The sequence below is a fragment of the Niveispirillum sp. FG148 genome (assembly GCF_057809655.1).
The window spans coordinates 1-15,109 of the sequence record NZ_JBMDKJ010000046.1; the positions used below are offsets into that span (position 1 = coordinate 1).

Here is a 15,109-nt window from a genome sequence, read left to right on the forward strand (position 1 = left end):
ACTGGGCCGCAGTGAGGAGGCGATCCGTGCCTACGATGATCTCCTGGCCCGCTTCAGCAACGCCACCGAGCCCGCGATCCGGGAACAGGTCGCCGGGGCGCTTGTGAACAAGGGAATTACACTCGGCACATTGAATCGTGGCGAGGCGGCGATCGCTGTCTATGACGACGTTCTCACACGCTTCGGCACCGCAACCGAACCCGCCATCCAGGAACAGGTGGCCAACGCCCAAAAACTCCGAGCCCGCCTCCAGAAACCCTGACCCTCACCCCACCTGCTGGCGCAGATCTTCCAGCGTGGCCTGGATATGCTGGCGGGTCAGGTCGGCGGCGCGGGTGCTGTCGCGGGCCAGCCAGGCTTCCAGCATCTGGTCATGTTCCAGATCGGCGCGGGTGTCGCGGCCAAGCGGTTCCAGGTGCTTGCAGACATAGCGGTCGGCCAGCACATGCAGCCGTTCCAGGAATTCCGCCGTCAGGCGCTGATGGCAGGGGTTGATCAGGGCCATGTGGAAGGCGCGGTTATGCGGGCCGCCGCTGATCTTGCTGGTTTCCGCCTTCTCCTTGAACCGCTTCAGCGCCTCCAATGCGGCGGCGCGTTCCTCTTCGGTCGCGGCCTGGGCACCGGCGGCCACGGCGTCGGGTTCCAGTTTCAGGCGCAGGGCGTAAATCTCTTCCAGTTCCGCCGCCGTCATGGCGCGGACGACATAGCCACGGTTGGGCTGGGAATAGATCAGCCCGTCCTGTTCCAAACGGGCCAGGGCTTCGCGCAGGGGGATCTTGCTGATGCCCAATTCGGCGGCCAGCGTGTCCTGGCGGATGGGGATGTTGGGGGCGACCTGACCCGTCAGGATACGATCGCGGATGATGTCCACCACCTGACCGGAAAGGGTTCGGATCACCAAACTCATCACACACCCATTTCCAGCAGCCCCGAATACTTTATTCTATTACCATGTATACCCGACAAGTCCTATCAATTTGCTGACATGACAGGGTTTTCGGCAATGAGGGACGGCGCCCGACCGGGGCGCCGTCCTGATACTTTATTACTTTTTCGGCCCGACGGGCCGTGTTGCGGCGGCCTTTTCAACCATGTCGATGACCTGCTGGCGGCGGGCACCGGCCAGCGGCAGGCGGGGCAGGCGGACGCGTTCGGAGCCACGGCCCATGATCTGTTCGGCCAGCTTGATCGACTGCACCAGATCATGTTCGGCATCCAGATGCAGCAGCGGCATGAACCAGCGATAAATCCGCCGCGCCTCCTCGATATCGCCCTTCTGCAGGGCGGCGATCAGGGCCACGCTTTCCTGCGGGAAGGCGCTGGTCAGACCGGAGACCCAGCCATGGGCCCCCAGGATCATGCCCTCCAGGGCCACATCATCCAGCCCGGCCATCAGCACATAGCGGTCGCCGAATTCATTGATCAGGTCGGTGAAGCGGCGCGGATCGGGCGCACTTTCCTTCACGGCGACGATATTGGGAATATCGGCCAGCTTCTTCAACACACTGGCCGTGATCGACACGCGATAGGCCGGCGGGTTGTTGTACAGCATGATGGGCAGGGACGTGGCGTCGGCCACGGCCTTGAAATGGGTGTAAAGCTCTTCCTCGGTCGGCACATAGACCATGGCCGGCAGCAGCATCAGCCCATCGACGCCCAACGCCTCGGCATCGCGGGCAAAGGCAACCGCGCGCTTGGTGGTCAGTTCGGAGACACCGGTGACAACCGGCACCCGGCCGGCGACGGAGGTGCGGGCGCGGTCCAGAATGGCGCGCTTCTCGTCCGGCTCCAGCGAGTTGTTTTCCCCACAGGTGCCCAGCAGGATCAGGCCATCGACGCCGTCGCGGATCAGGGCATCCTGAACGGCGGCGGTGGCGTCATAATCGACGGACAAATCTTCGGCGAACTGAGTAGTGGCGGCGGGATAGACGCCCTTCCACGAAAGCGTAGGCATGGTGACTCCTCCATTGCGTCCCCAATCGTATACGATATATCATGCGCCCTGCATAGGGAGTTTCGATGCAATGCCGCAATTCATCATTATCGGGGCCGGCATCCTGGGCCTGTCCACCGCGCTGGCCCTGCAGGACCGGGGCCTGTCCGTCACCCTGCTGGACGAAGCGCCGGAAACGCCGCCTGCCTCCTGGGGCAATGCCGGCCATATCGCCGTGGAACAGGTGGAACCGCTGGCCAGCCCCGCCACCCTGTGTGGCGTGCCGGGCCGGCTGCTGGCGGCCGATGACGCGCTGTCGCTGCCGATCCGCGATATCCGGCACTGGCTGCCCTTTGGCGTCAGGCTGGCGCTGGCGTCGCGCCCCGGCCGGTTCCGCGCCGGGACCGTGGCGCTGAAAGGGTTGATGGCACAGGCCATGCCGGCCTGGCAGCGGCTGGTGGACGGGCTGGAACGGCCGGGCCTGCTGCGTCAGGACGGGCACTATATCCTGTGGGACACGCCCGAAACCGCCGCCGCTGCGCTGACCCGGCTGGCCCATGCCGATACCGGCACCACGCGCTGGCGCCCCATTGAGCAGGATGAGAAGGCGGAGCTGCGCGCCCTGCTGGGCCGCGATCCGGCCGGGGCCGTGCGCTTTCTGGGCAGCGGTCATATCGACAGCCATGACAGGCTGTTCGCGGCCATGCGGGAAAAGCTGCTGACCCGCGGCGGGCAGATCGTGCGTGGCCGGGCCACCAACCTGCCCGTGACCGACGGCAAGGCCGGCGTGCGGCTGGCCGATGGCACCCTGCTGGCCGGTGACGGCGTGGTCGTGGCCGCCGGCGTATTCAGCCGGCCGCTGATGGAAGGGATGGGCCATGCCGTGCCCATGATCGCCGAACGCGGCTATCACCTGCATGCCGAGCCCGGCCGCTGGCCCGCCGACCTGCCGCCGCTGGTGTTTGAGGATCGGTCGCTGATCGTCACCCGCTTTGCCGATTACCTGCGCTGTTCCAGCTTCGTTGAATTCAGCCACCCCGACAGCCCGCCCGACGCCGGCAAGTGGGAACGGCTGCGCCGCCGCGTGGCCGATCTGGGCCTGCCCTTCCCGCTTCCCGCCCGGGAATGGGTGGGCAGCCGCCCGACATTGCCCGACTATCTACCCGCCATCGGGCGTAGCGAACGGGCCGCCAATCTGTTCTATGCTTTCGGGCATCAGCATCTGGGCCTGACGCTGGGTCCGGTGACGGGGGAGATCATTGCCGCCCTGGCCACCGGTACAGCACCCGGCTTCGATCTTTCGCCCTTCGACCTTGATCGTTTCGGATAAGGAACAAACCCATGAGTTCAGGTATCGGTGGCTCCAGCATTGCGGCCGAACTGGCATCGCTTGGCCCCTGGGCCGATGTGGCGCCCGCGATCAGCGTGGCGGAGCGGGAGGCGCGGCTGGACAAGGCCCGCCGCCTGATGGCGGAAATGGGGGCGGACGCGCTGCTGGTGGGTGCCGGCGCCAGCCTGCTGTATTTCGCGGGCGTGCCCTGGGGCGCCTCGGAGCGGCTGGTCGCCATGCTGCTGACCCGGTCCGGCGACCCGCTGCTGTTTTCCCCCACCTTCGAGCTGGGGTCGCTGGCCGCCGACACGGCCATTTCCGCCCAGGTGCGCGACTGGCAGGAACATGAAAGCCCCTTCGCCCTGGTGGCCTCGGCCCTGGCGGAACGCGGGGTGGGCACGCTGGCCGTCGATCCGGCCATGGCCTTTACCATGGTCGAACGGCTGCGCAAGGCCGCCCCGTCGGTCAGTCTTGTCGATGCCACGCCCGTCATTGATGGCTGCCGCATGCTGAAATCGCCGGCGGAGCTGGCGGCCATGCGCCAGGCCAAGCAGATGACGCTGGAGGTGCAGCGCCGCGCCGCCCGCATCCTGACGCCCGGCATCACCGCGACGGAGGTGCGGCGCTTCATCGAACAGGCGCACCGGGCGCTGGGCGCCGCCGGCAACAGCTTCTGCATCGTGCAGTTCGGCCGCTCCACCGCCTTTCCGCACGGGCTGCCGGGGGAAAGCGTGCTGGCCGAGGGCGATGTGGTGCTGATCGACACGGGCTGTCTGGTCCAGGGCTACAGTTCCGACATAACCCGCACCTATGTCTATGGGGAGCCGACGGCGGCCCATCGCCGCATCTGGTCGATCGAGCAGGAGGCACAGCAGGCCGCCTTTGACGCGGTCCGCCCCGGCGTGGCGTGCGAGGATGTGGACGCGGCCGCGCGCCGCGTGCTGGAAGCGCACGGGCTGGGCCCGGATTACCGCCTGCCCGGCCTGCCCCACCGCACGGGCCACGGCATCGGCCTGTCGATCCACGAAGCGGCCTATCTGGTGCGCGGCGACAAGACACCGCTGGCGCCAGGCATGTGCTTTTCCAACGAGCCGATGATCGTGGTGCCCGACCAGTTCGGCATCCGTCTGGAAGATCATTTCCATGTGACGGAGACGGGGGCCGAATGGTTCACGCAGCCCTCGCCCTCCATCGACAAGCCGTTCGGGTGATGCCAACGGATGTCGGCGCCGGCGATTGGCGTCTGTCCGGTTTACGTTGAAGCATGCTCCACCGTCACCCATGCTGCGGCCTATCGGCGCTAAGATAGGGGTTTTCACCTCCCCTGCCTCCCCCGCGAAAGCGGGGGTCCAGGGGCCATTAAGAAAAACGGTTGGTGCCCTTGGCCCCTGGACCCCCGCTTTCGCGGGGGAGGCAGGTTAGTGCAGAAGCTTAACTCAGCGCCTATGGGCCGCAGCATGGGTGACGGTCGTGAGACCCAAACCAATTCCGATTCTAGCAGGGCATCGCCCCTTCACGCCGGACGGCGGTGGAACAGCCGGCGCAGCCAGATGACGAAATCATCGACATAGGTGAAGGTGACCGGCACCACCAGCAGGCTGAGCGCCGTGGAGGTGATCAGACCCCCGATCACCACCACGGCCATGGGCTGGCGGAAGCTGGGGTCTGCCCCCATGCCCAAGGCGGTGGGCAGCATGCCCGCCCCCATGGCGATGGTGGTCATCAGGATGGGGCGCGCGCGTTTGTGACAGGCATCGATCAGCGCCTCATACCGGCCCATGCCATGTTCGCGCCGCGCCATGATGGCGTATTCCACCAGCAGGATGGAATTCTTGGTCACGATGCCCATCAGCATCAACAGGCCGATGACGGTGGGCATCGACAGGCTCATGTTACAGATCAGCAGCGCGAAGATGGCCCCGCCCAGCGACAAGGGCAGCGCCGACAGGATGGTAACGGGCTGCAGGAAATCATGGAACAGCAGCACCAGCACGGCATAGATGCAGAAGATGCCGATGGCCATGGCCAGACCGAAGCTGCCCATCATTTCGGCCATGCGCTGCAATTCGCCCTGTTCGACGATGCGGATGCCGGCCGGCAGGTTGGCCATGGTGGGCAGGCGCCGCACCTCCGCCATCACCTCGCCCAGGGTGCGGCCGTTCAGTTCCACCGACAGGGTGACATTGCGCGACCGGTCCAGGCGGCGGATCTGTGACGGGCCGCTGCCCATGGACAGTTCCCCCAGCGAGGCCAGCGCCACCTGTCCATTGGTGCCCTTCACCCGCAACTGGCCGATGGCGTCCAGGTCCATGCGCGCGGCCGGGTCCAGGCGGACGCGGATATCCACCTGGCGCTGCGACAGGTTCAGCTTGGCCAGCGCCGATGAATATTGGCCATATGTCGCCACGCGCAGCATGTCGGCAATTTCCTGGCTGGACACGCCCAGGGCTGCCGCGCGGGCATAGTCGGGACGGAAATGCACCTCCGGCCGCTGCAATGACGCGGACGAGGTGACGTTGCCGATGCCCTTGATCTGCTGGCGGATTTCGCTTTCCACCGTGGCGGCGGTGCGCTCCACCTGGCCGCCATCATCGCCGGCCAGGACCAGATCCAGCTTCTCCCCATTGCCGGCCCCGCCGACAGACACGCGCACGCCCGGCAGGGTGCGCAGCAGGGCGCGCATGTCGGCTTCCACCTCGCTCTGCTTGCGGTGGCGGTCGCTGCGGGCCAGCAGGTCGACGGTCAGGGTGGATGCCCCGAAATCGGCACTGCTGCTGCTGATCAGGCCGCCGCCGCTGACCGACGTGCCGACGGAGCTGAACACCTGCACCACTTCCGGGATCTGCTTCAGCAGGTCAGCTGCCTGATGCGTGATCTCCGTCGTCCGGTCCAGCGTACCGCCGGGCGGCAGTTCCAGGCTGACCCGGGTCTGGCCCTTGTCCTGTGCGGGCAGGAAGCCCGACGGCAGCAGCGGCGACAGGCCCAGCGCCACGACCAGGAACAACAGGGCCGCCGCCAGCGTGCGCTTGCGCCCGCCCAGGCAGGCATGCACCCAGCCCAGATAGCGGCGCATGATCGGCCCATCCACCTCCGCATGGTCGCTGGGCTTCAGGAAATAGGCGGCCATCATCGGCGTCAGCAGGCGGGCCACCAGCAGCGAGGCCAGAACCGACACGGCCGCCGTGATGCCGAATTCGCGGAAGATCTTGCCTGGAATGCCGCCCATGAAGGCGGTGGGCAGGAAGACGGCGACCAGGGTGAAGGTGGTGGCGATGACGGCCAGCCCGATCTCGTCCGCCGCCTCCATCGCCGCCTCGTACGGTGTCTTGCCCATGCGCAGATGGCGGGCGATATTCTCCACCTCCACAATCGCATCATCGACCAGGATGCCGATGACCAGGGCCAGCGACAGCAGGGTCACTGTATTCAGGCTGAATCCCCACAGATACATGACGGCGAAGGTGGGAATGATGGACAAAGGCAGGGCCGTGGCCGAAATCAGTGTGGCCCGCCAGTCGCGCAGGAACCACCAGACGACGATGATGGCCAGCCCTGCCCCTTCATAGAGAAGATGCAGGGAGCCTTCATAATCGCTGATGATGGCGGTGACACCGTTGGTGATCTCCTCCACCTCTACCAGCGGGTGCTGGGCCGCGAATTTCTTCACCGCCGCGCGCACCTCCGTCGCCACGGTGACATCGGAGAAGCCCAGCGAACGGGTGACCTTGAAGGCGATGACGGGCTTGCCGTCGCGAAAGGCGCGGCTGGACCGTTCGGCGACACTGTCGCTGATATTGGCGATGTCGGACAGGCGCACCGTGCGCCCGTCGGGCAGCGGCACGGTGACACGGCCCAGATCCTGCGGATCGTCCAGGGCGGCCAGCGTGCGCAGCGACTGACGCTGGGTGCCAATCTCGCCCAGGCCGCCGGAATTGTCCTTCTGCATCTCCTTCAGGCCCGACGCGACATCGGCTGCGGCGATGCCCAGCCCGGCCATCAGCGTCGGCGACAGGTCGACATGCACCTCCCGCGTCACGCCGCCGATGCGGGCGACCTTGGCCACGCCCTTCACCGATTGCAGGGCCTTGGCCACATCATTGTCGATGAACCAGGACAGCGCCTCCTCGTCCATGCGGGTTGACCGCACCTCATAGGTGACCAGGGCGTCGTTGCTGGCCGTGATCTTGGAGACGACGGGGGTCTTCAACGCCGCCGGCAGGTCGGGCATGGCGCCATCGACCGCGTTGCGCACCTCGTCCAGGGCCTCGTTGGTGTTCTTGTCGATGGTGAAGCTGACGGAGACGTTGACATTGCCGTCACTGATGGTCGTGGTGATGTGGTCCAGCAGGCGCAGCGAGGTCAGCTGATCCTCGATCTTGCGCGCCACCTCTGTTTCCAGCTGGTCGGGTGCGGCCCCTTCCAGCGTGGCGCTGATATTGATGACGGGGAAATCCATGTCGGGGAAGTTCTGCACCCCCAGACGCTGGAACCCCAGCAGCCCCAGCACGCAGAGCAGGATGAACAGCAGGACGGCCGGCACCGGGTGCCGGATGGACAGGGCGGAAATATTCATTTCGCAGCCTTTCCGTCCGTGGTTTTCGCGTCATCAGCCAGCCGCACCACCGACCCGTCGGCCAGGAAGGCGCCGCCGCCGCCGACGATGCGGGCCTTGGGGTCCAGGGTGCTGGTGATTTCCACCCGCCCGTCGCGCCGCCGGCCCGTACTCACCTGCATCTGGCGCACATGCATGTCGTCCTGCAAAAGATAGATGAACTCCCGCCCGTCGCGCAGCATGACGGCCGTGTCCGGCACCGTCACCGCGTCCGTCGCCGGCAGTTCCAGATGGCCGCTGGCATACATGCCGGGCCGCGCCGGGCCGTCGGCGGGCAGGCGGACATAGACGATGCCGCGGCTGGTGCCGCTGTCCAGGGTGGGGGAGACAAGGCGCACCTTGCCTTCCACCTTCTGCCCGTCGGGCAGGGTCAGCACGGCCTTCTGCCCGGCCTGGGCCTGGGCCAACTGCCGGCTGTCCAGTTCGGCCCGCCATTCGATCTGGCCCTGGCGGACCAGCCGGAACAGCTCCGTCCCGGCCGAGGGCACCTGACCCAGCAGCGCGCTGCGGCTGGAAATGGTGCCGTCATCGGCGACGACGATGCGCGCCTGGCGCAGCTTGACGCGGGCATTGTCCAGGTCCGCCGCCGCCTGCGCCGCCGCCGCCTTGGCCGTCAGACGGGCGATGCGGTACTGGTCCTGCTGCTGGGCCGACAGCGACCCGCTCTGTCCCACCTTGGTGGCGCGCTCGGCATCGGCCGTGGCGCGTTCCAGGTCGGCCTTGGCCTTGTCCAGGGCGGCCGACAGCCGCTTTTCATCGGCCTGCAGGGTGGCGTCGTCAACCAGGGCCAGCACATCGCCGCGCTTCACCTTGTCGCCGATATCGGCCTTCAGCGCCTCGATGCGCAAACCGCCGATCTGGGCGCCCACGATCACCTCCTGCCAGGCGGTGATGGCACCATTGGCCGTCAGCAGGCGGGGCCAGCTCTCATGGCTGGCCTGGACGACAGTCACGGCCAGACTGCTGACGGGCTTGGCGGTCGCCCCCTGATTGGGTCCCTTGCTGCAGGCGGTCAGGGACAGCATCACGGTCAGGGCCAGCAGGGAGGTACGGGAAAGTGCTGTCACGGGAAATCTCCACCCGCTGGGGGAAACACATGATCCTGACAAGCCTGACTGGTCGGGATCATGCACGGCGGCGACTGCCGCCGCGCCGCGCGTGCGGCGTAGCCAGGCTGCCGGATGGCGGCGCCGGCGATTGAGGCCCGGGGATCGTTCACGATCACCGGGAACGGGGACGCAGTCCTGAAACATCATTGGCCGTCCAGTCGCCAGCCACCGCCGGTCGCCTTGTACAGCGCGATCCAGCGCCGGACCTGATCCTGGCGCAGCGTTATCAGGGAATTCTCGGCGTCCAGCGCGCTGCGCCAGGCCTGTTCGCGGTCCAGCAGGCTGGCCGTGCCCGCCTTCCAGGCGGCGTCCACCGCCTGGAAATGCGTGCGATAGCCGTCGGCGGCACGGGCGGCGTCGCTGTCGCGCTTCTGGCTTGTGTCCAGATTGACCAGCGCCTGTTCGACCTCCAGCACCACGGTACGCACCTTGTCCCGCCAGGTGGCGACAGCTTTGGCATGGGCGGCCTCGGCATCGGCCACGGCCGCCGCGCGCCGTCCGGCATCGAACAAAGGCAGCGACAGGCCGGGCCCATAGGACCAGGTGTTGTTGGTGCCGCTGCCGGCCGATGTCAGGCCGATGCTGCCCGTCAGACTCAGGCTGGGCAGGCGGTTGGCCTCTGCGACGCCAATCTCTGCGTTGGTGGCGGCGACTTCGCGTTCCAGCGATGCCAGATCGGGACGCTGGCGCAGCAGATCGGCCGGCACCATGGTGATGGACAGGCCGGACGGAACGGGCAGCGGGGCCGCCCCATCGCCCAGCAAGGTGCGCAGGTCGGGTTCGGCCATGCCGGACAGCGACACCAGGCTTTTCACCAGCAGGGCGCAGGCGCCGCGCTGCTGCGTGGCCTGGGATGCAGCCTGGGCGGCGCTGGCGTCCGACAGGGACAGGTCGCCCGGCGCAGTGAAGCCCGCCTGACCCGCAATGCGCGCGGCCTCCAGCGTGGCGCGCTGCGACGCGGCCTGCCGGTCGGCGGCGTCCGACAGCAGGCGGCAGCCCCGATATTGCACGTAAATATCCGCCACCTCTGCCGCCAGGGTGACACGGGCATTGTCCCAGTCGGCGGTGCGGGCTTCGACGCGGGCTTCGGCTGCTTCGCCAGTGCGCCGCACCTTGCCGAACAGGTCCAGTTCCCAGCTGGCATCCAGCCGGCCCAGCTGTGTTTCGGTGATGACGCTGCCGGTACCGGCCGGCGTCTGTGTCCGCGTGTCGGACGCATTGGCCGTGACCGATGGGAACAGGCCTGCCCGGCCCGTGGTCAGCGCCGCCCGCGCCCGGTCGATCTGGGCGAGTGCGGCATCCAGCGTCGGGCTGTTCTGTTCGGCGCGTTTCTGCAGGTCGGTCAGGACCGGGTCGTTGAACTGCCCCCACCAGTCCAGCAGCGCCTGTTCATGCCCGCCATGGGGCAGCGGCGCCTGCCAGCCGGGGGCGACGGCGGGGGCCGGGGCCCGGTAATCCGGCCCCATTGTGCAGCCCGACAGCAGCAGCCCCGTACCCAACAAACAAACCAGACGGCTTTTCATCAACGTCAATTCCATCACGCGCCGGAGATCCGCGGGAATGATATCACCACGAATGGTGGTGTTCTTACCCCAGGTGAATGTTCAGTGCGGTTATGAAAGGGTAAAGTTGGGTAAAGTTGGTGTCCCCCACCCGCCGGCCGGGCGCAACAAGGACGTGCCGGCCGAACCCGCTTGCCAGATGACCCCAGAATGACCCGCGTGCTGCTTGTCGATGACGACCGTGAACTGACCGCGATGCTGGGTGAATATCTGGCGCGCGAAGGCTTCGACGTAGAGGCCGCCCATGATGGCCAGCAGGGCGAGGCCGAAGCCCTGTCCGGCCGTTACGACATTATCGTGCTGGACGTAATGATGCCGCGCCTGTCGGGGATTGAGGTCTTGCGCCGCATCCGGGCCCGCAGCGAGGTGCCGGTGCTGCTGCTGACGGCGCGCGGCGACAATGTCGACCGCATCGCGGGCCTGGAACTGGGGGCTGATGATTATGTGCCCAAGCCCAGTTCGCCCGGTGAACTGGTGGCACGGCTGCGCGCCATCCTGCGCCGCACGGGCACCCGCCGACCGGACAGTGCCGGGCCGGAGATCCTGACCTGTGGCGCCCTGGTCCTGAACCCCGCCACCCGGTCGGCCGTCTGGCAGGGCCAGCCCCTGGAACTGACGGGCACGGAATTTTCGCTGCTGGAGGAACTGGTGCGCCATGCGGGCCAACTGGTCAGCAAGCAGCAATTGTCGCTGAACGCCCTGGGGCGGCCCTTGACCCGGTTCGACCGGCGCATCGATGTGCATATCAGCAGCATCCGGCAGAAGCTGGGGCAGCGCGGGGACAACCAATCCTGGATCGTCAGCGTGCGCGGCCAGGGCTATCAGCTGGTCAGCGCATGAAGCCCGGCCGTCTTTTCTGGAAACTGTTCCTGGGCTTCTGGCTGGCGACGAACCTGTCCTTCACGGTGGTCTTCGCCATTTTCGAATATAATGAACGGGCTGGCCCGGACAGTGGCACCTGGATGCGGTCGGCGCTGTTTGCCAATATTGTCGGTGTGGTCGGCGACCAGGGGGCCGATGCCGCCCGACCCCTGCTTGATTACGCCGCCCACAAGGGTCTGCAATTCAGCCTGCGCCCCCTGGCCGATGGTGAAACCGTCAATCCGGACCGTACGGAACTGTATCAGGTCGTGACCGGTCCGGATGGCAGCCGTTCCCTGCTGGAAAGCCGGGCGCCCATCCTGCGCAAGCCCAGCCACCGCCTGCCCTTTGCCGTGGGCACGCTGGTCAGCATCATCTTTTCCGGCATCGTCGCCTGGCATCTGTCGCGCCCCTTGCGCCAGCTTGGCGACGCCGCCCGCGCGCTGGCAAAGGGAAAGCTGTCCACCCGTGTGCTGCCCCTGATGCAGCGGCGCAAGGACGAGATCATGGACGTGGCGCGCGAGTTTGACCGGATGGCCGCCCAGCTTGAACAGTTGCTGGCCGCGCAAAGACGGCTGCTGCACGACATATCGCATGAATTGCGCTCCCCCCTGACGCGGCTGCGCGCCGCCGTCGGCCTGGTCCACCAGTCGCCCGAACAGCAGGCCGGCATGCTGGCGCGCATCGAACGGGAATGCGAACGGCTGGACGAGCTGATCGAGGAGCTGCTGACGCTGGCCCGGCTGGAATCCGGACAGCATAACCTGCCCTATGAGCGGGTGGACCTGATCGAACTGCTGGGGGCCATCGCAGAGGATGCCAGTTTCGAGGCGGCGGCCAAGGATTGCCGCGTCAGCCTGACCGCCGACCCCGCCTTTGTCAGCTGGGTCAGCGGGGAGATGCTGTATCGCGCGTTCGAGAATATCGTGCGCAACGCGGTGAAATTCACCGAACCGGGGACGGAGGTGCGGATCACCGCGCGGGTCAGCGGCCCCACCCTGGTGCTGACCGTCCGCGACCAGGGACCGGGTGTGCCGGCCGACATGCTGGACAGCATCTTTGAACCGTTCAAGCGCCTGGAAGGCAGCGAGGCCGTTCCCGGCCTGGGTCTGGGCCTGTCCATCGCACAGCGCGCGGTGCAGATGCATGGCGGCACCATCACCGCCATTCCCGGCGATCCCGCCGGCCTGACCATCCGCGTGACCCTGCCGCAATGTGAGGGGTAGAGCGGCTTTCCACTGGCTGGAAAGCCGCTCCGGTACCGGTCAGAACCGGGTCGACAGCCGCGCGCCATAGGTGCGCGGGGCACCGAACAGCGACACCTCATCCCCCGCGAACGGGATGATGGAGGTGCGGTACAGCTTGTCGGTCAGGTTCTTGCCATAGAGCGTGAACTGCCAGGACCCGTCGATCTGGCCCAGGCTGACGCGGGCGTCCAGCTGGCCATATCCCGGTTCGCGGTTGGTATTGTCCGGCACCCAGAACATTTCGTCCTGATAGGTATAGGCGACATTGGCACCCAGCTTCATGTTGGAGCCGACATCGACGCTGTAATTGGCGCTGACGCTGAACTGGTAATCGGGCGTGCGCTGCATCTTGTTGCCGGTGAAGTCCAGCTTGCGCGCCGCATCCAGGTACTTGCCATAGCGCGCATGCAGCAGGGAGCCGGAGGCGGCAAAGGACAGTTCGCGGCTGGCCTGCACCTGCACTTCCGCCTCCACGCCCTTGATCTTGGCCGACGCGGCATTGGCGACCACCAGGGTCAAGGCCACGTCGTCCAACTGTTCGACCTGCAGATCCTTGAAGTCGGTATAGAAGGCGGCCAGGTTGAAGCGGGCGCGGTCGTTGAACAGCTCCGTCTTGATGCCGGCCTCGTAATTCATGGCCGTTTCGGGGTTATAGGCGATGGCGGCCGTGGCGCCATCGGCTGCCGCCCCCTGCCAGCCGCCGCCCTTGAACCCGCGGGTGACGGAGCCATAGACCATGGTGCCCTGTTCCGGCGACCATTCCAGCAGGACGCGCGGGGTCAGCCGCCGCCAGGTCTGTTCGACATCGATATGATAGGGCGCCAGCAGCGGGGCCGGCGACAGGGTGTTGGTCGCACCCGCCGGGCCCAGCGAAAGGATGCGCGCCTCTGAATCAAAGCTCTTATGGTCGATCGTGTAGCGCAGGCCGGCGGAAACCGTCAGGTTGCTGGCCAGATCATATTCCACCTCGCCAAAGGCGGCATAGTTGGGGGCCTTGCCCGTGGCGGTGAAGATATTGTCGCCGTCCAGGCTGTCCCGCGTGCTGCCGGCGCCGCCGGGCAGGAAGGAATTGGCGGTGTTGCGCGACGAGCGGTTGGTGCGCTCACGCAGGAAATAGAGACCGCCCAGCCAGCGGAAGGGGCCGGATTGTTCGGATGCCAGGCGCAGTTCCTGGGTCAGGCCGACATAATCTTCCGACTGGGTCAGGACGCTGTCGGTGATGGAGGGCGGGGAGGCGGCACCCGGCTGGCTCCAGCGGTTGGCGGCATCGCCGCGGCGCACGGAGCCCAGATAGGTCAGCACCGGGCCATCCAGCTCATAATCGGCCCGCACCGTCAGGCCCGATGAATTGCGCCGCATATACTGGTCATAGGGCGTTTCGGTGGTGCGCGGGTCCTGCGATTTCAGCTTGGCCGTGATGAAGCCGGGCGTGGCCTTGGTCGGATCGTCCACTGCATGGCGGGCGGACCCGCCGCCATCATCATGGCTGTAATCAGCCACGACCAGGATGGACAGATCCTCGTTGGGATCGAACTGCACCGACAGACGTCCGGCATAGCTGTCCAGATCCTCCAGCTCCTGCCCGTTCACGATGTTCTTGGCATAGCCGTCATGGCGGTTCTGATAGAGCGACAGGCGCGCCTTCACCGTGTCGGTCAGGGCCCCCGTGACATAGGCCTGGCTGGCGATGGCGCCATAATTGCCGGCGCTGACGGAGGCGAAATGTTCGGTGGTTTCCTTGGGCCGGGCCGTGATGAAGCTGATGGCGCCGCCCACCACATTCTTGCCGAACAAGGTGCCCTGCGGCCCGCGCAGCACCTCCACCCGCTCCAGATCATAAATCGGCGGCGTGGCCGTGCCGCGGCGGCCGATATAAACCTCGTCCAGGAAGACACCGACAGAGGGGTCGGCCGTGGCACTGTTCAGGCGGACGGTGCCGATGCCGCGGATGAACAGCTCCTGCTCCAGCGCGTTCTGCTGCTGAAAGGTGAAGCTGGGCGTGCGGCTGGCCAGATCGGACATGTCGGTCAGGGCCGCGGCGCGCAGCGCCTCGCCATCAATGGCGGTGACCGCGATGGGCACGTCCTGCAGGCTTTCGGCCTTCTTGCGCGCCGTCACCACAATCTCCTGCAGCACCAGGCCGTCATCGACGGCGGCATTGCTGGCAGTCGCCTGCGCCAGCGCCGGGCCGGACACGGCCCCCAGCAGCGCCGACAGCAGCCCAAGACCCTTCAAACGGCGGTAACCCGCGGCATGGGACCCGTTCATTCTCGCTTCTCCTCCCTGTTTGCTTCTTTTCGTTGGTATTTTTGTGCAAGTCACAAATCTCACCAACGTTCGATGGCTGTCAAGCAATGTTCTGAATAATTTTGTGGGGAACCATACGGATGGCATTGTGCATCTGCACAGTGGCGCTGGCGGCAGACGCGGCCGAACTTCACTTGCGTAAACGTAC

The 15,109-nt window shown here is 66.4% G+C and carries 11 protein-coding genes; 5 read left to right on the forward strand and 6 right to left on the reverse strand.

Annotation, left to right across the window (positions count from 1 at the left end; genetic code table 11):
* Positions 1-262, forward strand: a 262-nt coding sequence (locus tag ACODTW_RS26765) for a tetratricopeptide repeat protein (RefSeq protein ID WP_488949201.1), incomplete at its 5' end; no start/stop codon positions are given.
* Positions 263-265: 3 nt separating this feature from the next.
* Here ACODTW_RS26765 and ACODTW_RS26770 read toward each other — a convergent pair.
* A complete protein-coding gene (locus ACODTW_RS26770) occupies positions 266-907 on the reverse strand; it encodes a GntR family transcriptional regulator (protein ID WP_488949202.1) in 642 nt (213 codons plus the stop codon).
* Between the two features lie 138 nt (positions 908-1,045).
* Positions 1,046-1,954, reverse strand: a complete 909-nt coding sequence (locus ACODTW_RS26775; RefSeq protein WP_488949203.1) for a dihydrodipicolinate synthase family protein — start codon at positions 1,952-1,954, stop codon at positions 1,046-1,048.
* Between the two features lie 70 nt (positions 1,955-2,024).
* Between ACODTW_RS26775 and ACODTW_RS26780 the strand changes: the two genes are divergently transcribed.
* Both ACODTW_RS26780 and ACODTW_RS26785 read left to right on the forward strand, forming a co-directional pair.
* Positions 2,025-3,263 carry an NAD(P)/FAD-dependent oxidoreductase gene (locus ACODTW_RS26780; RefSeq protein WP_488949204.1) on the forward strand — a complete coding sequence of 413 codons (1,239 nt, stop codon included), beginning with the start codon at positions 2,025-2,027 and terminating at the stop codon, positions 3,261-3,263.
* An 11-nt stretch (positions 3,264-3,274) separates the two neighbouring features.
* On the forward strand, positions 3,275-4,474 hold the full coding sequence (locus ACODTW_RS26785) for a M24 family metallopeptidase (protein ID WP_488949205.1): 1,200 nt from the start codon (positions 3,275-3,277) through the stop codon (positions 4,472-4,474).
* 302 nt (positions 4,475-4,776) lie between these two features.
* Here the strand turns inward: ACODTW_RS26785 and ACODTW_RS26790 are convergent, their stop codons facing one another.
* From ACODTW_RS26790 to ACODTW_RS26800, 3 genes are all read right to left on the reverse strand, one after another.
* Complete coding sequence (locus ACODTW_RS26790; RefSeq protein WP_488949206.1) at positions 4,777-7,836, reverse strand: efflux RND transporter permease subunit; 3,060 nt, start codon at positions 7,834-7,836, stop codon at positions 4,777-4,779.
* Positions 7,833-8,942 carry an efflux RND transporter periplasmic adaptor subunit gene (locus ACODTW_RS26795; protein ID WP_488949207.1) on the reverse strand — a complete coding sequence of 370 codons (1,110 nt, stop codon included), beginning with the start codon at positions 8,940-8,942 and terminating at the stop codon, positions 7,833-7,835. Before ACODTW_RS26795 ends, ACODTW_RS26790 begins: the two co-directional genes overlap by 4 nt.
* Positions 8,943-9,127: 185 nt before the next feature.
* Positions 9,128-10,507, reverse strand: coding sequence for an efflux transporter outer membrane subunit (locus tag ACODTW_RS26800; protein ID WP_488949208.1), 1,380 nt, complete (start codon positions 10,505-10,507; stop codon positions 9,128-9,130).
* Between the two features lie 189 nt (positions 10,508-10,696).
* On the opposite strand from ACODTW_RS26800, the gene ACODTW_RS26805 reads away from it, so the two are divergent.
* Entirely contained in the window at positions 10,697-11,386 is a 690-nt protein-coding gene (locus tag ACODTW_RS26805) for a response regulator (RefSeq protein WP_488949209.1), read from the forward strand.
* Positions 11,383-12,633 (forward strand): HAMP domain-containing sensor histidine kinase, encoded by a 1,251-nt coding sequence (locus ACODTW_RS26810; protein WP_488949211.1) that lies wholly within the window; start codon positions 11,383-11,385, stop codon positions 12,631-12,633. The genes ACODTW_RS26805 and ACODTW_RS26810 overlap by 4 nt, the downstream gene beginning before the upstream one ends.
* 39 nt (positions 12,634-12,672) lie before the next feature.
* Here ACODTW_RS26810 and ACODTW_RS26815 read toward each other — a convergent pair whose 3' ends face one another.
* Positions 12,673-14,922: a TonB-dependent receptor gene (locus ACODTW_RS26815; protein WP_488949213.1), complete on the reverse strand. Its 2,250-nt coding sequence runs from the start codon at positions 14,920-14,922 to the stop codon at positions 12,673-12,675.
* Positions 14,923-15,109 lie beyond the last annotated feature (187 nt).